Below are 24797 nucleotides of genomic sequence, written 5' to 3'. Positions count from 1 at the left end.
GAAGCGCACCTGCACTACAATCGACAGGACCCCTCATGAGCAGGAAAAATCTTCAGGTACGTATTCTGGATGATCGCATTGGCAGCCAGATTCCCTTTCCCGAGTATGCCACCGAAGGCTCCGCAGGCCTTGATCTTCGGGCCTGTCTGGACGAGCCGCTGACCCTCGAGCCGGGCGATACCCAACTGATCAGGACAGGGTTGTCGATCCACATTGCCGATCCATCGCTGGCGGCCATGATCCTGCCCCGAAGCGGGCTCGGCCACAAGCACGGTATTGTGCTTGGCAACCTGGTGGGCTTGATTGATTCGGATTACCAGGGCGAGTTAATGGTGTCCTGCTGGAACCGGGGGCGCACCAGCTTTACCGTGGATGTGGGGGAGCGTCTGGCACAGTTGGTGCTGGTACCCGTTGTGCAAGCTGATTTTGAGGTGGTTTCGGAATTCGACGCCAGCGCCCGCGGTGACGGCGGCTTTGGCTCCACCGGCACAAGGTGACCGGGAAGCCGGCCACGCAGAACATTGTGCCGGCGTCTATACTTTGCGGATAACTGCTTGTCCAGGACGATAAAATTACAACTGCAGGATGGACTATGAAGCTGGGTAAAAAGAAAGATGCCGACGCGTCCGTTGATGAAAAGCCGGCGAAGAAGGCGGTGAAGAAGGAAAAAACCAGTTCTTCGGGACCCAAACTGAAGAGACTCAATTCCGTGGCGGTGAACCAGTCGCTGGTCGTGGTCCTTGCGGGGGTGATTGCCGTTGCCTTGCTTCATTTTCTGGTGGTTCAGCCGTCGGCAAAGGAACGCTTCGAGTCATTGAAAGTTCTGGAAGCGGATGCCGCCGCCCTTCGACTGAACCAGTATTTTGACCAGGTCCAGAAAAGCGTCAATGGTCTGGCTACCCAGCCCCATGTCGTTCAGGCGCTGAACAGCCGGAACGAGATTCCGACGACCGAGGTGCAGCTGGCGGATTCACTGCCCGGCATCGAGGCGGTTCATCTGTTTCCCTACCGTGACATTCCACGCACCTCCAGCAGTGAGGGCCTGCTAGGCTTCTCCGGGCTTGAGCTGGCCCGGCGCGCTGAAACCGGCCAGCGACTGTTTCCCGACGCGTTTCCACGGGATAACCGGTGGTTTGTCCAGATGGCAACCCCGGTTCGCAATCCGACCAGCAATGCGGTCATCGGCAGCCTGCTGATTATCTTCGACTCCGGCCAGATCCAGCCGTTGCTGCAAGTGGTCAACTCCAGCCTCGGTGGTCAGCTCGCGCTGGTGCAGACCGTGTCCGGTTCACCCCGCACCGTGGTCAGTAACGGCAGCGGCTCCGGAAACGCGGAATCCCGCCGGCTTTCCAATCCGGACTGGACCGTAGCCTATACCCCTGCAAAATCGTCCGCAGCGCCGGTTGATACGGTAATGATCGCGCTTCTGGTCGGCGTGCCCGCGTTGATCGCTGCCATCATCGTCTGGGTACTGTTGGGCGGGGCCCAGAAGGGCTTACGTCAGGATGTGACGGCCCTGATCCAGTGGGCGCACAAGGTGTTCGGCGGAGAGCGGGTAAAGCTGCCGACCTTCCGTTGGGACATGGTGGCCTCAACCGGTGAGGTGCTCTACCGTTTGTCCCAGGTGGTTGATAAACGGGTCGCCAAGGCTGGAGAAACCGCCAAACCCAGGCCCGCCGGTTCCGGAAAGGCTGGCGGTGGTGCCGCCAAGGGCGGCGATGAGCCTTTGTTCCAGGACAAGGACATGCCCGATATCGACATGCTTGATGGCGATGAGGACGTTCTGGGCTTCGGCAGCGGCGATGATACCGTCTTTGGTTCCGGCGACACTCCGGACGTGGAAGAGGTGACCCTGCCTCAGGTGGAGCTTCCCCAGGATATTTTCCGGGCCTATGACATTCGGGGTATTGTCGGCGAAACCCTGACCGCTGAGGGCGTTGAAGTCATCGGTCGGGCCATCGGTTCGGAGGCCCGGGAGCGCGGTGTCGACAGCCTTTGCATTGGTTATGACGGCCGCCATTCCAGCCCGGATCTGGCAGATGCCCTGGCACGCGGTGTCATGGCAGCCGGGTGCAACGTGATTCACGTGGGGGCCGTGCCCACACCGGTCCTCTATTTTGCCACCCACGAACTCCAGACTGGCTCTGGCGTTATGGTGACCGGCAGTCACAACCCGGCCAACTATAACGGCCTGAAAATCATGTTGGGTGGCGAAACCCTTTCAGGTGAGGCCATCCAGAAACTGTATCAGCGCATCCAGACCGGAGATTTTGCCAGCGGTCGGGGCAGCCAGAGCACCGAGGATGTGCGCCGTGCTTACCTGGACCGGATTGTTGGCGATATTGCGGTAGCGGCACCGCTCAAGGTGGTCGTCGACGCCGGCAATGGCATTGCCGGTGAGCTGGCACCCATGCTGATCGAAGAGCTGGGTTGCGAAGTCATTCCGCTCTACTGCGAGGTGGACGGTGACTTCCCGAATCACCATCCCGACCCAGGTAAGCCGGCGAATCTGGCGGATCTGATTGCCCGGGTTGAATCGGAAGGGGCCGACATCGGTTTGGCCTTCGACGGCGATGGTGACCGTCTCGGTGTAGTAACCAATTCCGGCAAGATTATCTGGCCGGACCGGCTGATGATGCTGTTTGCCCGGGATGTGGTTTCACGGAATCCGGGGGCCGATGTCCTTTACGATGTGAAGTGCAGCCGCAGGCTGGCCGGGGTGATTTCAGAAGCCGGGGGCCGACCGATCATGTGGAAAACCGGTCATTCCCTGATGAAGGCAAAAATGAAAGAGACTGGCGCCTTGCTGGCCGGGGAAATGAGTGGTCATATTTTCTTTGGCGAGCGCTGGTACGGGTTTGATGACGGTCTGTATTCTGCGGCCCGCCTGCTGGAAATTCTGGGCATTGAGGATCGTCACAGCGATGAAGTTTTCGAGGATTTCCCGGATGACATCAGTACGCCAGAGCTGAATGTCCAAGTGACTGAAAGTTCCAAGTTCGACATTATCAAACGCCTCGGCGAGTCCGGGGATTTCGGTGACGGCAATATCAGCACCATCGACGGCATCCGGGTGGACTACGCCGACGGCTGGGGGCTGTGCCGGGCATCAAACACCACACCAGTGCTGGTCTTACGCTTTGAAGCGGAGACCGACGAGGCACTGGAGCGTATCAAGTCTGTGTTCCGTGACCAGCTGCAGAAGGCAGCGCCGGATCTGGTGGCGGATTTCTGATTCGCAGTCACCGAGTTTCACAGGCAAGTTTCAATACAGGATCAACAAGGCAAAAACATGGCGCTGGATCGTGAAACAGCAATGCAGGTGGCTTCGGTACTTAGCCGGGGCCTGCCTTATATTCAGAGATTTACCGGCAAGACCGTGGTCATCAAGTACGGCGGTAACGCCATGGAAAACGAAGACCTGAAGAGCAGTTTTGCCCGCGATGTGGTGCTGATGAAACTTGTAGGCATCAACCCGATCGTTGTCCATGGCGGTGGCCCGCAGATCGGCGAGCTGCTGGAGCGTTTGAACATCCAGTCCCGATTTGTCAACGGCATGCGGGTAACCGATTCCGAAACCATGGACGTGGTGGAGATGGTGCTTGGTGGCCAGGTGAACAAGGAAATTGTCTCCCTGATCAACTCTCACGGCGGCATGGCGGTGGGGCTCACCGGCAAAGACGCCAATCTGATACGAGCCCGCAAGCTGGAGGTGGTCGACCGCTCTCCCGAACTGGAACGCCCGGAGATTATCGACATCGGCCATGTGGGCGAGGTCGCCAGTGTCAACGTGGATGTGATTGAGATGCTTACCCGCAGCAACCTGATTCCCGTAATTGCACCGATTGGCGTGGGACCGGATGGCGCCTCCTACAACATCAATGCGGATCTGGTGGCGGGTAAGGTGGCCGAGGCCATGAAGGCCGAGAAGCTGATGCTGCTGACCAACGTCTCCGGCCTCAAGAGCAAGGAAGACAAGGTGCTTACCGGGCTCACGGCCAAGCAGGTCAATGATCTCATCGAGGACGGCACCATTCATGGTGGCATGCTCCCCAAGATCCGTTGTGCACTGAGTGCCGTCGAAAACGGCGTGCGCACGTCCCATATTATCGACGGCAGGGTCGCTCATGCGTGTCTGTTGGAGATCTTCACTGATGAGGGTGTCGGCACCCTGATTTCCCGTAACTGACGGCACCCGACAAGGAGTCTCCGGATGAAGCGCCTGCTTGCGACGCTGGTAATACTGGTTCTGGTCGGCTTTGCCGCATTCAAGGCGGGGGTCTGGTGGCTGGCGGATCAGCGCATGGCCGAGGTGAGACAGGCGCTGGAGCCCCACGGTGTTCTGCACAGGGGCAGCATCAGTTCCGGCGTCGAGGGCCGGTTGGTTCTCAACGACGCCAGCTGGCAGGATTTCGAGCTCACCCAGCCTCTGGACATGGCGAGGGTGGAGCTTGATACCGGCTCCCCCGTCAGCTTGCTCTCTGTTCTGTTCGACCCGGCTGGCATGCCGGAACAATGGACCTTGCGACTCGACGGCCTTGGCCTGACCCTCGACCCGACCATGCTTCGTAACTGGGTCACCGCAGAAGGCGCCAACAGCGAGGGCGATCCGGCCTTGTTTGCGCTTTCCTGCGCGCCAGATCCGCGCCAACAGCTGGGTAGCGGTGACCTGATCCGCATGGGCATCACAGCACTCGCCGGGGATGGCTTCGTGCGACAGACTCCGGGCAATCTCCATGCTGAGTTGAATACCGTCAGCACTGGCAGTCTGGAGCTGGATTGGCGTGATGCTCGAATCCGAATCCAGGATGCCGAGCTGACCGTTTCCGGTGGCGCCGAGCCGATGACGCTGACCTTGCGTGATGGTGGCCTGATGCGTCGCATCGCCGCCTATTGCGCCCGCGAAGCCGGTATCGAAACCGGAGAATGGGCCGGGCGCGCAGTGCAGGCGCTGTCTGCCGGGCTTGAAGCCCGGGGCCTGGCCGCCAGTGACCAGCTGAAAGCGTTGTACCGGCAGTGGCTGCTGGAGGGCGGTGAGCTCACGGTAGATGTGCAGCCGGCCCAGCCTCTGCTCGGGGTGCCTGTAAGAACGGCTGAAAACGAGGGTGCGGGCATGAGCTGGCCAGTTCGTTACAACGGTGCAGGCGTGCCGGACGTCTATCTGGCCGAGGCTGAGCCGGTTGTTCAGGAAACACCAGAGGTGGCCGTCGAGCCGGTGGTGCCACGGGAGGATCCTGAGACCGAAACCTGGTATCCGGCGAGTCTTGAAACCGCCGAACAATGGGTTGATCGGCAGGTCCGGGTAACGCTTTCCAACGAGAACGTGGTGGAAGGGCGTCTGGTGAGCGTCAGCGAACGCGAGCTGGAAGTGGCCCGGGTTATCGCTGGCGGTGAAGTCGCCTACCCGATGTTGATCCGGGCGATTACCAACTTTGAAGTCTGGCGGCGTGGCCGTGCACAATGATTCCAATGGGAATCTGAGAGGAAACTATGTCGCAGTCCGATAGCAAATCCGCAGTGGTGCCGGGCATTCGTGACATGCTTGCCCGCCTGATATCTCTGCCCTCAATCAGCAGCGCGTCGGCAAAATGGGATCATAGTAACGAGCCCGTGGTGCGAACCCTGGCAGAATGGCTCGAAGCCCTCGGGTTTTCCGTGGAAATCCTGGAAGTGCCAGGCATGCCCGGAAAATTCAACCTGATCGGAACCCTTGGCAGCGGCCCGGGCGGTCTTGTGTTGTCCGGCCATACCGATACGGTGCCCTTTGATGACAAACGCTGGCAGAGCGACCCCTTTACCCTGACCGAGCGGGACAATCGCTGGTACGGGCTGGGTACCTGCGACATGAAAGGCTTTTTCCCGCTGGCCATTGAAGCAGCCAGGGCCTTTGTGGACGAAGATCTCAAACAGCCCCTGATCATACTGGCCACCGCCGACGAAGAGAGCTCCATGGATGGCGCCCGGGCCCTGGCAGAAGCTGGCAAGCCCAAGGCCCGCTACGCGGTCATCGGCGAGCCGACCAGCCTGAAACCGGTGCGCATGCACAAGGGCATCATGATGGAGCGCCTGAAATTCGAGGGCCAGTCAGGTCATTCCTCCAACCCTGCCCTCGGCCGCAACGCCATGGAAGGAATGCACGAAGCGCTTACCGAGTTGCTGGCACTCCGGTCAGGCTGGCAGGAAAAGTACCGGAACCCGAACTTCGAGGTACAGTTTCCAACCCTGAACCTTGGCTGCATCCACGGTGGTGACAATCCAAACCGTATCTGTGCCCAGTGCGAGCTGCACTTTGATCTGCGCCCGTTGCCGGGCATGAACATGGAAACCCTGCGCCAGGCCATCCTGAGCAAGGTTCAGCCGATCGCGGACCGCCGGGAACTGTCCCTGGAATTCGAGCCGCTCTTTGACGGCGTGCCACCGTTCGAAACTCCGGCCGATGCCGCTCTGGTCAAAGCCTGTGAGAAACTGACGGGCCATACCGCCCACGCGGTTGCTTTCGCCACGGAAGCGCCCTGGCTCCAGAAGCTTGGCCTGGAGACTCTTGTTATGGGTCCCGGATCCATCGATCAGGCGCACCAGCCCGATGAATTTATAGAGCTGTCCCAGATTGATCCAACCGTTAAAGTACTGCGAGGGCTGATCCGACAGTTCTGTCTCTGAGTGTGGCGCAGGCACTTCCGACGCCTGCGGAGAGTCCTGGCGGGGAGGGTGTGCCAAAACCGTGGAGCGCCAGGGATGGCGCGACCGAGCCCTACAGGGACGTATTTACGGGCGTGTTTTGGCACACCCTCCTCGACAGGACTCGGCAAACTCCTCAAGATAAAGTACCTGCCTTTAGAAGATAACGAGAGACCAGGAGAAAGGTTTGAAATCAAACGACTGGCTGCATGGATTCCGCCATTCATCCCCTTACATCAACGCCCATCGCGGGCGGACGGTGGTATTGACCATTCCGGGGGATGCGATTGAACACGGGAATTTCATCAACATCATCCATGACATCGCGCTGCTGAGCAGCCTTGGTGTGCGGCTGGTCGTTGCCTTTGGTGCCCGCCCGCAAATCCAGACGCGGCTGGATGCCGCAGGAATCGAATCGTCGTTTTCAAAAGGTCTGCGGATTACGCCGCAAGAGCACCTCAGTATGGTGATGGAGGCTGTCGGTGGCCTGAGAGCCTACCTGGAAAGCCACCTGTCCATGGGGTTGGTCAATTCGCCGATGCACAATGCCCGTATCCGGGTGAGTGGCGGCAATTATGTGGCTGCCAAGCCCGTGGGTGTGCTCGACGGTATTGATTTTGGCCATACCGGCAAGGTGCGCCGGGTGGATGTGGCCGGGATCGAGAAACTGCTGGAGCTTGGTCACATTGTCCTGTTGCCGCCCATGGGCTATTCGCCCACCGGGGATGCCTTCAACCTCTCCTACGAGGATGTTGGCAGCCAGGTGGCAGCGGCACTGCAGGCCGAGAAGCTGATGGTGTTTATTGATGATCCCGGGTTACAGGAAGAGGACGGTACTTTGATCCGGGAGCTGTCGGCGCGCCAGGCGTCCGAGCGTCTGGCGGCCGGTGCGGTGACCGGTCACGATGCCGACTTGCTGCGAGCTGCCTGTGATGCCTGTGTGAAGGGCGTACGTCGCGCCCACATCATCAGCTATGTGGATGACGGCGCCCTGCTGAAGGAGCTCTTCACGCGGGATGGCGCCGGCACGTTGGTCAGTGGTGATCACTACGAGCAGTTCCGCCAGGCCCGGGTCGAGGACATCGGCGGGATTCTGGAGCTGATCCAGCCGCTGGAGGAGCAGGGCATTCTGGTTCGCCGCTCCCGGGAGATGCTGGAAACCGAGATTGACCGCTTTGTTGTGGCGGAGCGCGACGGCACTATCGTGGGCTGTGCCGCTCTGTACAGCTACCCTGAAGAAGGCGCCGGCGAGTTGTCCTGCTTCGCGGTAGACCCGACCTATCGCCGGGCCGGACGGGGTGATGAGATTCTGGCAATGGTGGAGAAGCTGGCCAGGGGGCAGGGTATCCAGAAGCTGTTCGTGCTCACCACCCAGACGGAGCACTGGTTCCGGGAGCGGGGCTTCCAGCCTTCGACAGTGCAGGCCCTGCCCGGGCCGAAGCTGGCTGCCTATAACACCCAGCGGAACTCAAAGGTGTTCTTCAAACCGCTCTGACAGGGCGGCCAGATGTTCAGTCCTCTGGGGTTCCGGTTGCTCTGACAGCGTCTCGACGGCCTTGTAAAAGTCCGCAAAGTCGTAGCCTGCATTCCGAAGCATCTGACGGAACGCCGGTACGTGCTGGTTGTACTGACGAAACAGCGCCAGGTTGGCATTGTTCAGGCTGACTGGTACCGGTCCGAACGGGCCGGGTTCGGACCACTCTGCGGAAAGTTCCTGATAGGCAAGAGCCAGCTCTTGGTAAATGGCCGCCTTGCGATTCCGCAGTTGCTGGTCTTGCAAGACGTCCTGCTGAGCATAAAGAACGTCCAGCCGGGCACTGAAGTCTTCGACCAGGGAGAGCGTCTGGTTTCGGCGAGCCAGGCGGTCCAGTGCCTCCTCGAACTGGCCGGGTTTGCCCTGGTCCGATAGCCAGAGCCTGAGCCCTTCCAGCTCCACCGCGGTGGCAAAGCTTTCGTTAAATGCCGTGTCATCGGCGATGTAGACCACCCGGTGTGCCAGCTCATGGAACATCAGGGCGACCATGCGATCCTCCGCCAGTCGGGTAAAGCCGGTGTGCAGGGGATCATCGAACCAGCCGAGGGTGGAATAGGCCGTCACGCCGCCAATAAACGTGTCGAAGCCCTTGTTGCGAAACTGCGACTCCTCGGCACGCGCATCCGCCAGGCTGTAGTATCCCCGGTAGGCCTGACAGCCGAGCACCGGATAGCACCAGCGGTGCGGTTCCAGGGAGAACTCCGGCACAGCCACCAGGTTCACCACTACCCAGGGTCTGTCGAGATCCACGTAGTCGCTGAAGGCTTCTCCCACCGGCAGGGCCAGTCGTTGACCGGCGAATTCCCGGGCCTGTTGCGCTACCGTGAGTTTGCCCCGCAGGTCCACCGGCGTTGAGGTGTCGGAGAGAATGTCGTCGACCGGTTCCGCCGACATCATCAGGGAGAGATGGCCACTGACAGCCTGCGAATAGTAGCCAATGGTCGAACAGCCGTTAAGCATTGTTACCAGTAGCAAAAGTAGATAGATCTGACTAAGCTGTTTCATGGGTCAGGATGTTATAGTGGATTGGTTTGCCTGTGGGGGCCAGGCCGCTATAGTACAATCATGGTCTCTATAGTAGCAGCCGGTGGCATCCGCCATCGTTTCAGGGACGTGAGCCGGTACCGGGCGCTGTGTTCGGTGATCGTTCCGGCTTTGCGAGATATCAGGTAGTTCATGGATCCGAGAGAACGTCGTAGCAGCCCCCGCCAACCAATCAAGCTTGCCGCCCAGATTGATCTGGGAACCGGTGAAGCCTGGCCGTGTCAGATCGCCGATTTCTGTGCGGAGGGTCTGTTCGTCCGCTATTCGGGTGAAACCTCGAAGAAGCTGGATCGGGCGTTTGCTTCCGGCATACCCCCAGAACTGGTGATACGTTTTCGGGGGCTGGATGGCGCGCGCCGCCACGAGCTTCATGTCAGTATTGTCCGTCGCATCGATGGCGCCATGGGGGTCAATTTCAGCAGGCCCAACCCGGTAGCCGTGGATGCCATGCTGCAGCAATGCGGGGGCTCCCGAAGTCAGGATCGCTCCTCGCTCCGCGCACCCAGTGATCGCGTACAGTTTGTCCTGCACCAGTCCGCCAAGGCGGTGACCCAGTTTATCGAGCCGTTGATGGACGCCTGTTTCGTGCAAATGGTGGAGGGTCTCAAACTGGCGGCCCAGAGAGCCGTAAATGATCAGCAGGCCAATGAATACATGGATGCTTCGGGCCAGATTCAGGCCCGGCAACGGGTCATCTGGCATCAGATGGCTCGCAGCCTGGAATCACCACTGAAGCCCGCCCCCAAGGGGTTTCCGGGGTCCGAGCTGTCCGTGGTCGACAAGGGCGAATTCGAGGACTGGTTGACGATCCGGGTGATGGTAACCAAGGCGGATACCCAGTATCGGGGCGATCTGCTGCAGCTCAAGCTTCGCCTGGACAAACTTGGCATCGCGAACGCCACGGGACACCACAATCCCCTCGGGCCCTCCCTGGTCTGCGAAGCCTTCCATAATGGCCTCAGCCAGCTCAAGGCGACCCGGGAGGTGGAGAAAGTCTGTCTGCGGGTCTTTGAGCAGACCGTGTTGCAGCAGCTGGGACCTCTGTACAAAGAACTCAACGATATTCTGATTCGTCACGGTGTTCTGCCGGACCTGGATCTCAGCAAGTATCTGAGCGAGCAGGCCGGGGCAAAGCCGGAGACTCAACAACAGCCCGCGGAGCCCGAGCCGGTTGCCGCGGAGAGTGCTGCTGCAGAGTCAAAGCCGAAGGCGGGTGCCGAAGACGCCGGACAGCCCCAGTCTCGTCGCAGAGCTGGCATGCTGGGGGGCGAGTTTCGGGGTTATGCCCAGGCGGCCCAGACTGCGTTCGCCACGGTGCGTAACCTGCTGAATACCCTGAGCGCGAGCCGTGTGGCCCGGGGCGATCCGGAGCCTTTGCCGTTCCAGCCCAACGCCAGGCCTTTGTCGTCCGGAGAATTCCAGCGAGAACTCCAGCAGCTGCAATCTCAGCCCGTGGATACTGGCGAGGAGCTGGCTCCCCTGAAGGAGCGGGTGGTAGAGAAAGTAAAGGCAAGCGGTGATAACCGGCTGGATGAAGAACAGCAGGAAACGGTCGATGTGGTCGACCGGTTTTTCAAATCGGTGGTGGAAAGCCCGAAGCTCAGCGAGTATGCCCAGCAGCGCATGCGGCAGCTGGAAGTGCCCGTTCTCAAAGTTGTCATGAGGGACCCTGCGTTCTTTGACGATCAGGATAGCCCGGTACGCGGGGTGATGAACCGTCTGGCCCAGCTAGGGGTAAAGGGCGGGCGCATCAATCCGGTGGTTCAGCGTCGCGTGGATGAGCTGGTAGAGCGCATTACAACGGACTTCGAGCAGGACACCGGGGTATTCGAGCAAACGGTCCAGGAACTGGACACCCTGATTGATCGCCAGAATCTTGTCTATCGCCGGAATGTCGAGCGAGTGACAGCGGCCGCAGAGGGGGCCCAGAAGGTAGCCGAGTCAAAAAAGGCTGTGGCCGATGTGCTGGACAACAAACTGGGTGGGCGCAAGGTACCAAAGGCGGTAATCAGCCTGTTGGATGGTGGCTGGCGGGATCTGCTTTCGCTGACCTGGATCCGGCAGGGGCCTGACAGCCAGCTGTGGCATGATTACCTGGCCGTTATCGATTCGCTCCTATCCTTCGCTGATGATCCGAACAGCTCGATTAATCTGCCCGAGCTGCTGCGGGTAATCCAGGATGGTCTTGCCTCTATTTCCAGCAACCACATGCCTTCTTCGCAAATCCGGGACGAGCTCAAGCAGTTCCTGGTTCGCAGTCCGCAAAAAAGCCCTGAACTGGTTGAAGTGCCAGTGGCAAAGCCGGAGCAACCGGATGCCAGAAAACTGTCCGACCGGGAGCAACGAAGTCTTCAGCGCTGGATAAACCGGGCGCAGAAATTGAGAACCGGCGACTGGCTTCGCGACCAGGAAAAACCGGACGAACCCCAGTACATTCGTCTGGTCTGGGTGGCCCGCGGTTTCAGCCGCTTTGTCTTTGTGAATCACCAGGGCATGCGAGTGGTGGAATTGGAGCTGGAGGCCCTGGCCCGGCAGATGCGAAAAGGCATCATCGTGCCCGATAGCCAGTATGAGCGGCCGCTGGTGGACGAGAGTATCGATCGCATGGTCCGCAAGGTCTATGACCAGTTGTCCTGGGCCTCCACCCATGATGAATTGACCGGCCTTCTCGGGCGTCGCGAATTCGAACGCATGCTCGATCAGCAGTTGGCCCGTCGGGAGGACGAGCGCTCCCTGGTGCGCCTGGATCTCCGCAGGTTCCGCCTGCTGAACGACACCGCCGGCTACCAGGCCGGTGATGAGACCCTGAAACGGGTTGCCGATATCCTGCGCAGCCACGTCGGTGACGGTATGCCCGTGGCCAGACTTGCGGGCAATGAGTTTGCCATGCTGGTGCCGTCCGAGAGTGCCAGCGAAGCAGCAAGAGATCTCATCCGGGCAGTGGAGGCCGCCGAGTTCAGTTTTGGTGGTCGCGACTACCGGCTCTCTGCCAGCGCCGGTGTGGTCCCCACGTTGCCGGCCCTGGTCAGTGCTGAACGCTGGTTACGGGCGTCGGAGCAGGCGCTTGCCGCGTCCCGCCAGCAGGGCCACGGCAAGGTTTCGGAGTATGCCCTGGACGCCGATGATCAGGCCCGTCAGGAGCAGATTGCCGCCAAGGTCGCCAGCCTCAGCGACCTGAACGAGGAGCGCATGCTGCTGCGTTGCCAGAAGATCATCCCTCTGCATGCCAAGTCCTCCATGGCCGCGCAGTATGAGGTGCTGATCAGCATGTACGATGACGAAGGCAACCTCATTACCGGTCGGGACTTCGTGCGCATGGCCGAGCGTTATGACCGAATGCAGGCCGTGGATCGCTGGGTTGTTGGTCACATGTTGGACTGGCTCAGGGAGCAGGCGCCGGACCCGAGGCATTTCGGCGGCGTCTGCATCAACCTGTCCGGCTATTCCATGAACGACCAGTCGCTGCTGGAGTTCATCTACGAAAAGCTGAGTGAAAAAGATGCGCCTATCGAGCGGCTGTGGTTCGAGATTACCGAGGCCTCGGCGATCAACGACGTCCAGTCAGTGGCAGACTTCATCATTGAGATGAAAGAACTTGGCTGCCGGTTCTGTCTCGGCAACTTTGGCAGTGGCCCCAGTTCGTTCGAGTTCATGCGTTCGTTACCGGTAGACCTGATCAAGATCGACAGCGCCTTTACCGGCCAGCTGTCGACCAGCGAGACTGACCGGGCAATGGTGCGCTCAATGGTGGATATGGCCCACTACATGAACCGGGAAGTGATTGCCTCCCAGGTTGAATCCCGGGACGTTCTGGACATGCTCCGACAGCTGGGTGTGGACTACGCTCAGGGCTTCGTGGTTGAAAAACCCCGTCTGCTCGACAGCCTAACCTGATTCCGGCAACCTGCCTCTATGTCAAAACGTCATCCCATCATCGCGGTTACCGGTTCGTCCGGAGCGGGCACCACGACCACCGGCCAGATTTTCAGCCGGATGTTTGCCAGTGAGGGGCTGAACGCCGCAATGGTCAGCGGTGACAGTTTCCATCGCTACAACCGTGAACAGATGGCCCGGCTTGCGGCCAAGGGCCAGTTCGGTGAGCGCAACCACTTTGCGCTGGCCGCCAATCACATCGACAAGTTGGAAGCACTGTTCTACGACTACGGCCACACCGGCAACGGTCGGTATCGTCAATACGTTCACGATGAGGATCGCAGGCTGGTTGAAGCCGGGCACAAGCCCGGCACCTTCACGCCCTGGGGGCCTTTGCCCGCCGATACCGATCTGCTGTTTTACGAGGGGCTTCATGGGGGTGTGGTCAGCGAAACCTGCAATATTGCCCAGTATGTCGACCTGCTGATCGGTGTGGTTCCGATTGTGAATCTTGAATGGATCCAGAAGATCCACCGGGACACGCACAAGCGGGGCTACAGCCAGGAGGCGGTGGTGGAAACCATCATCAACCGCATGGATGACTACGTGCACGACATCGTGCCCCAGTTCTCCCACACCCACATCAATTTCCAGCGCATTCCCCTGGTCGATACTTCCAACCCCTTTGTCGTCCGGGAAGTCCCCACTGAGGACGAAAGCATGCTGGTGATCCGGTTCCGGGACCAGTCAGAGGTGGACTTCCCGTATCTGCTGCAGGTGATTGCAGGCAGCAGCCTGTCGCGACACGACACCCTGGTGGTTCCGGGCACAAAAATGCCGCTGGCCATGGACCTGATTGTCAGGCCGATGGTGCAGCGGCTGATGGCAAGAAAGCCATTTGCCTGAGGCCTTCAGGCCGTCAGGCGTCCATCCCGGTAATCCCGGAGCGTCTGCTCGATCTCCTCGCGGGTATTCATCACAAAAGGACCGTACTGGACCACCGGCTCGCCAATCGGTTTGCCGGCAATCAGCAGCAGTCGCGCTCCGGCTTTCCCCGCATGGAGTTCGATCTGGTCGCCGTCGTCGGAAAGAACGTTAGCGGCGCTTCGCTGCAGCGAGCTTTCCCCCAGGCTCGCGCTACCCTCGTAAAGATAGAGCATGGCGTTGTGGCCTTCCGGAAGGGGCAGTCTCAGACTCCCATCGAATGCCAGGTGAATATCAGCGTAGATCGGCTGGGTGGTGCGATCGGGCATCGCCCCTGCATGGGCCTGGCCATCAATCTGTAATGTGCCGGCAATGAGCTTCAGCTTGCCACCGTCGAAGGCAAGCTCCGGAATCTCTTCCGGCTGGATGTCCCGGTAGCCGGCCTTCGTCATTTTTTCCGCCGCTGGCAGGTTCAGCCAGAGCTGAAAACCGCGCATCACGCCTTCTTCCTGCTGGGGCATCTCCGAATGGATGATGCCGCGACCGGCGGTCATCCATTGCACACCGCCGTTGCGCAGGTCGCCCCGGTTTCCGAGATGATCTTCATGCAGCATGTGCCCCTCGATCATATAGGTCACGGTTTCGAACCCCCGATGGGGGTGCGAGGGGAAGCCTGCGATATAGTCGGCGGCCTCGGCGGAACCAAACTCGTCCAGCATCAGGAACGGGTCAAGGCGAATGTTCTGTTGCTGCCCAATGGAACGCTTGATGCGCACGCCGGCGCCGTCGGACGTTTCCAGGGCGGGTATGATCTGTTTCAGGGAGCGCAGGGTCATGTTGTCCTCCTCTCGTTAGCTCTTGGCTCTATTTAAACGGGATGGGAGGAGAGAATAAAACGCAGAAATCTGGGGGGTGACATCAAAAAAACTGAAGGACCCGTGACGCCCCGGGCGGGGCGCCACAGGAGGCGATCATTCGACGTTGCGGGAATAGAAGATTTCCAGCATTTCCCGACGCAGACGGTCCTCGATAGACTGCGCTTCGGCGGGATCAAGATCACCGGCGTTCACCCCGAACACATAGTTATCGAGGTTGAAGTTCTTCAGCATCATCTTGGTGTGGAACAGGTTCTCCTGGTACACGTTCACATCGATCATCTGATACGCGTTCTGGGTATCTTCAGTCAGGTAGTTCTGGATCGAATTGATGTCGTGATCAATGTAGTGCTTGGTGCCGTCCACATCACGGGTAAAGCCGCGAACCCGGTAGTCCACGGTAACGACATCAGAATCAAAGCTGTGGATCAGGTAGTTCAGCACTTTCAGCGGTGAGATCAGGCCACAGGTGGATACGTCGATGTCAGCCCGGAAGGTGCTCACGCCATCGTGGGGATGGCTTTCCGGGTAGGTGTGCACCGTGACGTGACTCTTGTCCAGGTGAGCCACGATGGTATCCGGCAGCGGTCCGGGAGACTCTTCGTTGTCGGGCTCTTCGCCATTGGTGAGCTCGTGCTCGGCGATCAGCATGGTGACAGATGCGCCATGGGGCTCGTAGTCCTGACGCGCGATGTTAAGAACGTTAGCGCCGATAATCTTGACGACGTCGGTCAGAATCTGGGTCAGGCGCTCGGCGTTGTACATCTCGTCGATGTAGTCGATATAGGCCTTGCGTTGTTCTTCGGTCTGCGCATAACAGATGTCGTAGATGTTAAAGCTCAGGGATTTGGTCAGGTTGTTGAAACCATGCAGCTGGAGTTTTGATTCCATGCTCAGCCCCTCCGGATCGTGGAGATGAATGACTGCAGAGCTGCATTGCTGAGCTCTGCCGAGGCCGCCACCGACTACTGACCGGGTTGTTCACCTTTTGCGCAGACCGGCGGAGAGGGTGCGTATTATGCACACCGCAAGTGACGTTGAATAGTATTCGCAATGACATTTTAGCATTCGTGATTTCCCCTGCATCCGGCCCGGGGAATCGGTCCATGAGCGGCCCTGGCGAGATTTCTCACACGGGTTATGACGCCTGGTGAACCTCGTAGCTGTGACTGATCTCGACGCCGGCCTTCTCAAGCATGATAGATGCGGAGCAGTACTTTTCTGCCGACAGGCTCACGGCCCGCTTGACCAGATTGTCTTTCAGGCTGTTTCCGGTTACCACGAAGTGCAGGTGAATGCGTGTAAACACCGCCGGAACCGCGTCGGCCCGCTCTGCTTCGAGCTCGGCGTGGCAAGCGGTCACGTCCTGGCGGCTTTTCTTCAGGATGCTCATGACGTCGAACGCCGAACAGCCTCCGAGCCCCATCAGCAGCATTTCCATGGGGCGCGGGCCCAGGTTCTCACCGCCGTGGTCTGGCGGGCCATCAAGCTGCACGCTGTGGCCACTGCCGCTGGTGGCTTTGAAACTGGCGTTGCCGGTCCAGTCTACGGTTGCTTTCATGGGACGACTCTCCGTTGTGATGACGCGGGACCAACTGGTGTGTTGGCCCCGATAAAGATGACCTGTGGCCGGATGCTAGCACAACCGGCTTCGCCAGGCAGGCCGATCTCGGATACATGTTGTATACTCTTTCCGGTTGCCCGCAACAGACCTTCTTGTTATAAGTTGCGGAGTTTTGCAGTAAAAAAGAACGAACCCGCAAGGAAAGCCGGGTGCATAACAAACATTGGGACCCGCCAGTATCTGAGGAGGCACGACTCGCATTATGGCCACTATCGTCAAGCCGGTTGAGCAGAAAACCAAGCATCTCGACTATTTCCTTTCGCAGTGCCATCGCCGCCGTTACCCAGCCAAGAGCACGATTATCTATGCCGGGGACAAGAGCGATTCCCTGTTCTACATCGTCAAAGGCTCGGTGACGGTTATCATTGAAGACGACGATGGTCGCGAGATGATCATGGCCTACCTGAACGCCGGTGACTTTTTCGGTGAAATGGGGCTGTTCGACAACATGGATTCCCGCAGCGCCTGGGTAAAGGCCAAGACCGAGTGCGAAGTGGCGGAGATCAGCTACACCAAATTCCGTGAGATTGCCCAGCAGGATCCCAGGGTTCTGTATTTCATTGGCGAGCAGATGGCTTCCCGCCTCCGCCAGACCACGCGCAAGGTGGGTGATCTCGCGTTCCTGGATGTGACCGGCCGGGTCGCCCGCACCCTGCTGGATCTCTGCAAGGAGCCGGATGCCATGACTCACCCGGACGGCATGCAGATCAAGATTACCCGCCAGGAAATCGGCCGTATCGTGGGTTGTTCCCGGGAGATGGTTGGACGGGTTCTGAAGACCCTGGAAGATCAGGGCCTGGTTCGGGTCAAGGGCAAAACGATGGTGGTGTACGGCACCCGCTGAGTCTCCGGACAGCAGAGCATCGATGTAACCAGAAAGGCCGCTGATATCAGCGGCCTTTCTGGTTGGGGCAGGGGCGCCGGTGTCAGTCGGCCAGGGCCACTGACTTGATCTGCATCCACACCTGCCGGCCGGGTTCCAGGGCCAGCTGGTCAACAGCCCGGGTGGTCAGTCGGGACATGACCGGTGTGGGTCCGGCGAGCAGGCGGACGATACTGACGCCGGGGGTAACGTCCGGCTCAATCCGGTCAATGGTTGCCGGAACCAGGTTCTGGATGCTCTGGTCAGGGTTCTCTTCCAGAGCCAGGCTGATGTCCCGGGACAGCAACTGGATCCGGACCCGATCCCCGATTTTCATGCCGTTGTCCCGGCGCAGCCACAGGGAGCCACCGTCGAACTCAAAGCGCGCCAGGTGCCAGCGCTGATCCAGTTCTCTTATTGTCCCCTCCACAAGCACGCCCGCGTCGTCCTCGAGACGGAACGGGTTGTCCATGCGTGCAAGTGTCTCCCGGGTCGGCCCGCTGGCTAACACCTTGCCGTCCTCCATGACCACCAGATGGTCGGCGAGCCGGGCCACCTCTGCGGTAGAGTGGGAGACATATACGATCGGGATGGCCAGGGCGTCCCTAAGACGCTCCAGATAGGGCAGGATGTCGTGTTTGCTGGCTTTGTCCAGGGCCGACATCGGTTCGTCCATAAGTAACAGCCGGGGACTGGTCAGCAGCGCGCGGGCTATCGCTACCCGCTGGCGCTCGCCCCCGGACAGGCCTGCGGGCATACGGTCCAGGTGGCCGCCGAGTCCCAGCCAGTTCACTGCCTCGTCAAACCCGATCTGCCGGTCCGTGGCCGGAATGCGCCGGTATCCGAATTCAAGATTCTTGCGCACGGTCAGATGGGGAAACAGGTGGGTTTCCTGGAATACATAGGCGAGGGGACGTTTATGAACCGGCAGGAAAGTATCAGCGCTTTGCCAGTGTTCGTCGAGAACGGTCATGGCTCCCTCTGCGCGGTGCAGGCCCGCCATACAGCGCAAAACAGTGGTCTTGCCGCAGCCGGAATGCCCGAACAGGGCGGTGATGCCTGTGCCGGGCAGGGTCAGGTCAACGTCCAGACCAAACCCGGGAAACGCGCAACGGAAGCGGGCAGAGATGCTTTTCTTTTCGCTCATCTCAGTGCTCCCGACCGGGCCTTACCGTTGAGAGCGTAGAGGGTGACCAGAACCACGAAGGAGAACACCACCATGCCGGCAGAAAGCCAGTGTGCCTCGGTGTATTCGAGGGATTCCACGTGGTCATAGATAGCAACGGAGAGAACTTTGGTTTCCCCGGGAATGTTACCCCCGATCATCAGAATCACGCCGAACTCGCCAATGGTATGGGCGAAGGTCAGTACGGCGGCAGTGAGGAAACCGTTGCGGGCAAGGGGCACGGCAACAAACAGGAAGCGATCCCAGGGCGCGGCGCGGAGCGTGGCAGCGACCTCGAGGAAACGGTCGCCAACCGACTCGAAGGCATTCTGCAGCGGTTGCACCGTAAACGGCAGGGAATAGATCACGGAAGCCACCACCAGACCCTCGAAGGTAAACGGCAACAGCCCGATGCCGAGCGACTGGGTGACCTGGCCAACCCAGCCTTCTGGCCCCATCACCAGCAGCAGGTAAAAGCCAAGGACCGTGGGCGGCAAAACCAGAGGCAGCGCGACCACGGCCGCTACCGGTTGGCGCAGCCAGTGCCGGGTTCTGGCGAGCCACCAGGCGATGGGCGTGCCTATCAGCAACAGCAGCAGAGTGGTTGTCGTGGCCAGTTTCAGAGTCAGCCAGACTGGATCCCAGTAGGTTTCAAACATCAGTTGATCGCGTCATGTCCTTCGTCGTAACCATAGCTCCGGATGATGCCGATGGCTGTATCGGATTTCAGGAAATCCATCCAGGCGCGGGCTGCTTCATTGCTGGCGCCCCGGTTCAGCAGGATGGCCTGCTGGTCGATGGGCTGGTAATAGGCCTGAGGCACCTGCCATAGGGTGCCGGCATCCTCGTCCCAGACTTTCACCTGGGAAGCGGCCACGAAACCGGCCTGGGCATTGCGACTGACAACAAACTGGAACGTCTGGGCTATGGAATCACCGCGGACCAGTTTCGGTTGCAACGTTTGCCATTGGCCGATGTGCTCAAGAACCTGCTGGGCAGCCAGGCCATAGGGTGCGGTTTTCGGGTTGGCGATGGCCAGCCTGGCGAAGGGTTGCTGCTCCAGATAGCGCGGGGCATCCTCAAACGCATCGGGAGCCGGGCTCCAGAGCACCAGCTTGCCCCGGGCATAGGTAAAGCGGGTTCCGTTGACCCCGACCTGCGCCTCTTCGATTAGCTCTGGCCTGAGCACGTCGGCCGCCATGAATACGTCGAAGGGCGCGCCGTTCCTGATCTGGGCGTAAAGTTTGCCGGTAGAGCCAAAGCTGGCGGACACCCGGTGACCGGTTTCCGCTTCAAAGTGCCTGGTCAGTTCCTGGGTGGTATCGGTGAAGTTTGCGGCCACACCAATACTGACTTCGCCGGCGATGGCTCCGGAAGCAAAACTGAACAACACGCACAGGCAGGCGAAAGCCCGGGTTATTGGGTGGCAGATTCTGGTGCGGCGCTCATGGGGCTCTGGCATGGAGCAGGGCTTTCTGTTCGGCGGTTGATTGGGCAGACGCATTGTCCCTATGCAGGCACAGGGAATGCAAGTATTGCCACACCTCGTCCCGGTTGGTTTCGTTGAGCATCTCATGGCGCCCGCCCTCAAACAACCTCAGGGTCACATGGCCAACACCCGCCTCTCGAATGGCCTGAAAGTGCTGGCGCACGCCGCGGCCCATTTCACCAACCGCGTCCGCCGTTCCAGAGAACAGGTGCACAGGCAGGTCTTTTCGCCAGGTCGGCGGCTTGATGGCCAGCATGCCGCCGATAAAATCCAGCCAGAGCCCGGTTGAGCATTGAAACCCGCAAAGCGGATCGGCAACGTAGGCGTCAACCTGGTGCGGATCGCGGCTGAGCCAATCGGCATGGGTCCGGTTGGGGCGGAACCGGCGATTGAACTGCTCAAAGGTCATGCGGGTAATCAACGGGCTGCGGTGCCGCTTGCCCTGGAGCAGTCGGATCAGGCCGATCAGGGCCCGGGATGCCAATAGCTGGCCCCGATCAATCCGGTTGGTGGCGCTCAGGATCAGGGTATCCAGGGAATCACCGTACCTCTGGGCGTAACCCTGGGCAATGAACGAGCCCATGCTGTGGCCCAGCAGGTTGACCGGCAGCCCGGGAAACTGTGAACGGGCGTGTTGGACCACCTGGTGCAGGTCGGCCAACACGCTGGCCCAGCCGTTCTGGTCCGCATAGTGCCCCAGGTTCTCGACTCCTGAATTCGGGCCATGGCCCCGGTGGTGAAAGGTGATAACGGCCATGCCGCGTTCGCAGAGCCAGCGAGCGAGAGACTGGTAACGGTCGCCATGCTCGGCCATGCCGTGGCTGATGATCAGAAGGCCGGTGGGAGCCGTCGGGGTAAAGACTGTTCCGGCTATGCTGTGGTCATCACCACTGCTCAGCGTCAGAGGGTGTTCGTTCGTTGTCACGACCCGGTTCCTTGTTGTTTTTCTCCGCAGCCGGGCGTTGCCACTCCGGCGGTTTCCATAGATGGGTAAGGCGAGACAATAATCCGCCGGGCTGTGCCATGTCGCGGAACAGGTCCACGTATTCGTGGGTCCAGAGCACAATCAGGTTATTGGAGCGAACAGGCCGGGTGATGCCGTATTCGGGCGGATCCTGGGCATTTTCATCGACAAACGTGCCGAACAGGCGATCCCACACTATCAGCGTGCCGCCGTAATTACGGTCGATGTAGCCGGGATTTCGGCCATGATGGACGCGGTGATGGCTGGGCGTGTTGAACACCAGTTCGACCCAGCCGGGCAGCTTCCCGACCAGTGTGGTGTGAATAAAGAACTGGTAGACGAGCGACAGGGCATAGGCTACGCCGATCCAGACAGGATTGAGTCCCAGCAGCGCCAGGGGCAGGTAGAACACCCACATGCCGTTGAAAATGTTGGTGGCATTCTGGCGCATGGCAGTGGAGAAGTTCATCCGCTCGGAGGAATGGTGAACCACATGGGCCGCCCAGAACCAGCGCACCCTGTGACTGGCCCTGTGCATCCAGTAGAAACAGAAGTCCACGCCCAGAAAAGCCAGCAGCACGGTGAATCCGTTCAATTCCAGATCAAACAGCCGGTAGTGGTAGCACAGGGCATAGACAGGGAAGGCAATGAGGCCGGCGAAGAGCAGTTCGGTCACCTGATAGCCGGCGCCTAGGGCAAAGTTTCTGACCGCCTCACGGGTATCCATCAGCTGCGGATCGTGGCGAATCTTCAGGTATTCCCACAGGGTAACGCCCACAAAAACCGGTGTTGCAATCACAAAGATCAGTTGGCGTTCATCCAGCGCCAGCCAAGGCGCAGCCATCGCCCAGAGAGAAAGCAGGCCGCTGTCTTCCAGTACGGCCAGTATCATGTCGGTCAAAGCCATCGGGTTTCTGCCGGTTTCCTCATCAAGTCCGTTTATTCTGGCACGTAACCCGGAAACCGGAATGTCGGTTCACGCCAGATTGGCTAACGGATTCCGACAATCCGGTACTCAGCCTGGTCGACGGTTGTCTTCGTACACTTTTTCCAGAGCCCGGATCTGTGGCTGCCACTGGTCCAGCCAATGTTTGATGTCTTTGGGAATTCGCGCAGTTTTCGGCCATGGCACCGGATACTGTGCGGGCTGGAACATGGGTGCAAACAGGGCGGCTGCGGTGAGGTCTGCGCGCGAAAACTGGTCGCCGGCCAGGAAAGGCCTTTCGGTGTAGATGGCAGCCAGCTCGGTGAGCAACTCTTCCATTACCTGGCGGGACTTTTCAGAGGTTTTTTCGTTGATCTTCATCCACTGACGCATGACTTCATCAACCCGGCTGAAAGCAAGGCTGAGCAGTATCCGGTTATAGAAAGGCGTTCCCGCGGCCAGCATGGGTACCACAATTTTGGGGCGCTGCAGGAAGTGGTGGTAGGAATAGCAGCGGATAGCCGGCCCCGCTTCCTCGTCAAGCCGGCGTTCCCAGGCCAGCGCCTGCTCACGAACGTCCGGGTCTGCCGGTGTCAGCGGGTGCTCGGGAAACGTCTGGTCCAGGTAATCCAGAATGGCGGCTGAGCCCTGAACCACGTGGCCGTCATGGTCCAGCACCGGCACAGAGGAGGCTTCACCCGTCAGTTTCCGGATGGTTTTCACATGTTGTCCCGGCAGCAGGTTCACCGTTTCGTAGTTGAGCCCCTTGTAGTCCAGGGCCCAGCGTATTTTTTCGCAGTAGTGGGAAATGGCAAATTGGTAAAGTTTCAGTGCCATGGGGTGTCTCCTTGGTTCAGCGTTCTAGCATACTGCCGGTGGAGCGGTATAAGAAGTCCCATCAGATGCCCATGGTGGCCTCATCGGTCGTTGGGTTCTAAACTGTAGGCCGAAAAGACGCTCAAACAAGGGAACTGACCATGCACTCACGACGAGTTTTGATGTTGTCCGTCGTCACTGCGGCGAGCCTTGCCATCTCCGCCTGCTCCTTTCTATCCAAAACCAGTCAGCCGGTTTCCGCGAGCTATGCTTGCGGGCAACTCGATATTGCCGTCTCCGGCACAGACGACAGCGATCTGATCAGCATCGACTATCTGGATCGACGTATTCTGCTCAAGCCGGAGGTAAGTGCCTCGGGCGCATTGTACGTAGCCCCCGGCGACGACCAGACGCGGTTCTGGAGCAAGGGTGAAAAAGCGACCCTGACAGTGAAGGGGCAAACCTATCCGGAGTGTTTGCAGCCTGGCGATCTGGAAATGCCGTTTGAGGCGCGGGGGAATGAGCCTTTCTGGCACGCGACGCTTGAGGGCGGTGAGCTCTTGATAACACGGCCTTTCGAGGAACAGGGAACCCGTCGGGTACCGGTTGAAGTCAAAACAGCCAACCGGCATGGGCGGACATTTGTCGCGACGCTGGCAGATCTCCCCATTACCCTGACAGTCGCCCGTCAGCTCTGTGACGACAGCATGTCCGGGGCTCAATATCCCGCGCAGGTGCGCCTGCAGGTCGGTGATGATGAGTTCAGGGGATGTGGTGGTGATCGCCAGCGTCTGTTACGGGGCGCAATCTGGGTTGTTGAGGATCTTGCGGGCGCAGGCATCATCGATCGGTCCCGGATCACGATCGAGTTTCTTGAGGGCAATCGGATCGCGGGCAGGGCGTCTTGCAACCGATACACTGGCACCTATGAACTCAGGGGTGAGGGCATGGCTATAGGTCCACTGGTATCAACACGGATGGCCTGTGCGCCCGCGCTGATGAATCAGGAAGAGCGGTTTCTGAACCTGCTGGACCAGGTGAGTTCAGTGCGGATCGGGCAGCAGGGCCAACTGCTGTTGTCGACACCGGGCGGTGAGTCGATCCGGGCGTTTCAGTCTGACCACGACAGTCCATAGCGCGTCAGGATCTCTTCCACCCGCCCACTGCTTTGCAGGGCTCTCGCTCCCTCTGACATGAGCGCTGCGAGCTGGGCGGAATCACGGCCGACCGGTGAAAATGCAACGTAGATCGGCGACTCGTGGATCACCGCGGCCATTCGCAGGCTTTCCGTGTTGTTCTCCTGCTCCAGTTGCCACTGCATCACATAGCGGTCTTCCGGGAATACGTCAGAGCGCTGCTGGTGCAGGAGTTCGATTGCCCGGCTCAGTGGTGCCGGCCCGGACAGCACCCAGACCCGCTCCGGATCGTCCTGGTACTTCTCGATATAGCTGTCCAGTTCCGGTGAGTAAGCGTAGCCGTTGATCGCCAGCAGCTTGGATTGGCTGAGTGAGTCGATGCCAGCGTACTGCCAGTTGTTGTCAGGGTGCGTGTAGAGCGCGATCGTCGAGTAACCAGTAGCGGCGTCCGGAAACACGAAGTCCGGCGCATCCCCCGGAAGGGCTCCTACAACCGCATCAATATACCCGTCCCGGGCCTGTTGCAGGGCCCGTGCCCAGCTCATGTTCACGTACTCGACATCGATACCGGCGAGTCCGAACGCCTCCCTGGCAATATCTATCATATAGCCTTCGTGCTCGGAGCCGGCTTCACAATTGTGAGGACACCAGGGATCAGCGGCAATGACGACGCTATGGCGCGGCTCTGTGGGAGCCGGCGCAGCGGGAGCGGTCTTCGTTGCCTTTGCCGCTGTTTCAGGAACCAGCGGTGGCGGGTCTTCTGGCTGCGAGCAGGCGGCAAGAAAGAGCGCGATGGAAAGAACCAGGGTTTTTGCCATGGTGATAAAACCGGGATGCCGATGACGTCGGCTCTCCCTGAAGCATAGACCCTGGTCGCGGTTTTGTAAT

21 protein-coding genes are annotated in these 24797 nt (G+C 59.6%); 10 read left to right on the top strand and 11 right to left on the bottom strand.

The genetic code is table 11. The features are described from left to right. The first annotated feature begins 35 nt into the window (after positions 1-35). The 6 genes from dut (at position 36) to argA (ending at position 8173) form a co-directional block, all read left to right on the top strand. On the top strand, positions 36-497 hold the full coding sequence (gene dut, locus HP15_RS16455) for a dUTP diphosphatase (protein ID WP_014578508.1): 462 nt from the start codon (positions 36-38) through the stop codon (positions 495-497). A gap of 95 nt (positions 498-592) precedes the next feature. Next, positions 593-3235 carry a phosphomannomutase/phosphoglucomutase gene (locus tag HP15_RS23020; RefSeq protein ID WP_014578507.1) on the top strand — a complete coding sequence of 881 codons (2643 nt, stop codon included), beginning with the start codon at positions 593-595 and terminating at the stop codon, positions 3233-3235. Positions 3236-3292: 57 nt separating this feature from the next. Continuing rightward, positions 3293-4189 carry an acetylglutamate kinase gene (gene argB / locus HP15_RS16445; RefSeq protein WP_008173452.1) on the top strand — a complete coding sequence of 299 codons (897 nt, stop codon included), beginning with the start codon at positions 3293-3295 and terminating at the stop codon, positions 4187-4189. Positions 4190-4213: 24 nt separating this feature from the next. Next, on the top strand, positions 4214-5464 hold the full coding sequence (locus tag HP15_RS16440) for a hypothetical protein (RefSeq protein ID WP_014578506.1): 1251 nt from the start codon (positions 4214-4216) through the stop codon (positions 5462-5464). A gap of 26 nt (positions 5465-5490) precedes the next feature. After that, entirely contained in the window at positions 5491-6660 is a 1170-nt protein-coding gene (argE, locus tag HP15_RS16435; protein ID WP_014578505.1) for an acetylornithine deacetylase, read from the top strand. Between the two features lie 205 nt (positions 6661-6865). Beyond that, positions 6866-8173, top strand: coding sequence for an amino-acid N-acetyltransferase (gene argA, locus HP15_RS16430; RefSeq protein WP_014578504.1), 1308 nt, complete (start codon positions 6866-6868; stop codon positions 8171-8173). On the opposite strand, the gene HP15_RS16425 is transcribed toward argA, so the two are convergent. Further along, the gene (locus HP15_RS16425; RefSeq protein ID WP_014578503.1) at positions 8147-9217 is read right to left on the bottom strand and encodes an aminopeptidase; all 1071 of its coding nucleotides are present in this window, start codon (positions 9215-9217) and stop codon (positions 8147-8149) included. The genes argA and HP15_RS16425 overlap by 27 nt on opposite strands. Before the next feature lie 171 nt (positions 9218-9388). Here HP15_RS16425 and HP15_RS16420 point away from each other — a divergent pair, with 171 nt between their 5' ends. After that, positions 9389-13150, top strand: a complete 3762-nt coding sequence (locus HP15_RS16420; protein WP_014578502.1) for a DUF1631 family protein — start codon at positions 9389-9391, stop codon at positions 13148-13150. Between the two features lie 18 nt (positions 13151-13168). Further along, complete coding sequence (locus tag HP15_RS16415; RefSeq protein ID WP_008173441.1) at positions 13169-14035, top strand: phosphoribulokinase; 867 nt, start codon at positions 13169-13171, stop codon at positions 14033-14035. 5 nt (positions 14036-14040) lie between these two features. Here HP15_RS16415 and HP15_RS16410 read toward each other — a convergent pair whose 3' ends face one another. The 3 genes from HP15_RS16410 to HP15_RS16400 all read right to left on the bottom strand — a co-directional run bounded on the left by HP15_RS16410 (position 14041) and on the right by HP15_RS16400 (position 16489). Then, positions 14041-14889, bottom strand: a complete 849-nt coding sequence (locus HP15_RS16410; protein ID WP_014578501.1) for a pirin family protein — start codon at positions 14887-14889, stop codon at positions 14041-14043. 135 nt (positions 14890-15024) lie between these two features. After that, on the bottom strand, positions 15025-15819 hold the full coding sequence (speD, locus tag HP15_RS16405; protein ID WP_008173437.1) for an adenosylmethionine decarboxylase: 795 nt from the start codon (positions 15817-15819) through the stop codon (positions 15025-15027). Positions 15820-16066: 247 nt separating this feature from the next. Further along, on the bottom strand, positions 16067-16489 hold the full coding sequence (locus HP15_RS16400) for an OsmC family protein (RefSeq protein ID WP_014578500.1): 423 nt from the start codon (positions 16487-16489) through the stop codon (positions 16067-16069). Between the two features lie 265 nt (positions 16490-16754). Here HP15_RS16400 and crp point away from each other — a divergent pair, with 265 nt between their 5' ends. Next, a complete protein-coding gene (gene crp / locus HP15_RS16395) occupies positions 16755-17396 on the top strand; it encodes a cAMP-activated global transcriptional regulator CRP (protein ID WP_007153756.1) in 642 nt (213 codons plus the stop codon). 82 nt (positions 17397-17478) lie between these two features. Here the strand turns inward: crp and modC are convergent, their stop codons facing one another. The 6 genes from modC to HP15_RS16365 all read right to left on the bottom strand — a co-directional run bounded on the left by modC (position 17479) and on the right by HP15_RS16365 (position 22794). After that, positions 17479-18561: a molybdenum ABC transporter ATP-binding protein gene (gene modC / locus HP15_RS16390; protein WP_008173427.1), complete on the bottom strand. Its 1083-nt coding sequence runs from the start codon at positions 18559-18561 to the stop codon at positions 17479-17481. Further along, entirely contained in the window at positions 18558-19238 is a 681-nt protein-coding gene (gene modB, locus HP15_RS16385) for a molybdate ABC transporter permease subunit (RefSeq protein ID WP_008173425.1), read from the bottom strand. Before modB ends, modC begins: the two co-directional genes overlap by 4 nt. After that, entirely contained in the window at positions 19238-20041 is an 804-nt protein-coding gene (modA, locus tag HP15_RS16380) for a molybdate ABC transporter substrate-binding protein (protein WP_014578499.1), read from the bottom strand. The genes modB and modA overlap by 1 nt, the downstream gene beginning before the upstream one ends. After that, on the bottom strand, positions 20025-20993 hold the full coding sequence (locus tag HP15_RS16375; protein ID WP_041645675.1) for an alpha/beta hydrolase: 969 nt from the start codon (positions 20991-20993) through the stop codon (positions 20025-20027). Before HP15_RS16375 ends, modA begins: the two co-directional genes overlap by 17 nt. Further along, the gene (locus HP15_RS16370) at positions 20953-21939 is read right to left on the bottom strand and encodes a sterol desaturase family protein (protein ID WP_014578497.1); all 987 of its coding nucleotides are present in this window, start codon (positions 21937-21939) and stop codon (positions 20953-20955) included. Before HP15_RS16370 ends, HP15_RS16375 begins: the two co-directional genes overlap by 41 nt. Before the next feature lie 108 nt (positions 21940-22047). Beyond that, a complete protein-coding gene (locus HP15_RS16365; RefSeq protein WP_014578496.1) occupies positions 22048-22794 on the bottom strand; it encodes a glutathione S-transferase family protein in 747 nt (248 codons plus the stop codon). 140 nt (positions 22795-22934) lie between these two features. Between HP15_RS16365 and HP15_RS16360 the strand changes: the two genes are divergently transcribed. After that, a complete protein-coding gene (locus tag HP15_RS16360; RefSeq protein ID WP_227499650.1) occupies positions 22935-23909 on the top strand; it encodes an META domain-containing protein in 975 nt (324 codons plus the stop codon). On the opposite strand, the gene HP15_RS16355 is transcribed toward HP15_RS16360, so the two are convergent. Then, entirely contained in the window at positions 23885-24727 is an 843-nt protein-coding gene (locus HP15_RS16355) for a substrate-binding periplasmic protein (RefSeq protein WP_014578494.1), read from the bottom strand. The genes HP15_RS16360 and HP15_RS16355 overlap by 25 nt on opposite strands. Between the last annotated feature and the right edge of the window lie 70 nt (positions 24728-24797).

Origin of the sequence: Marinobacter adhaerens HP15 (assembly GCF_000166295.1) — a bacterium.
Taxonomy (GTDB): domain Bacteria; phylum Pseudomonadota; class Gammaproteobacteria; order Pseudomonadales; family Oleiphilaceae; genus Marinobacter; species Marinobacter adhaerens.
Note: the sequence above shows the minus strand (reverse complement) of the source record. Positions and strands in the feature narration are given on the sequence as shown.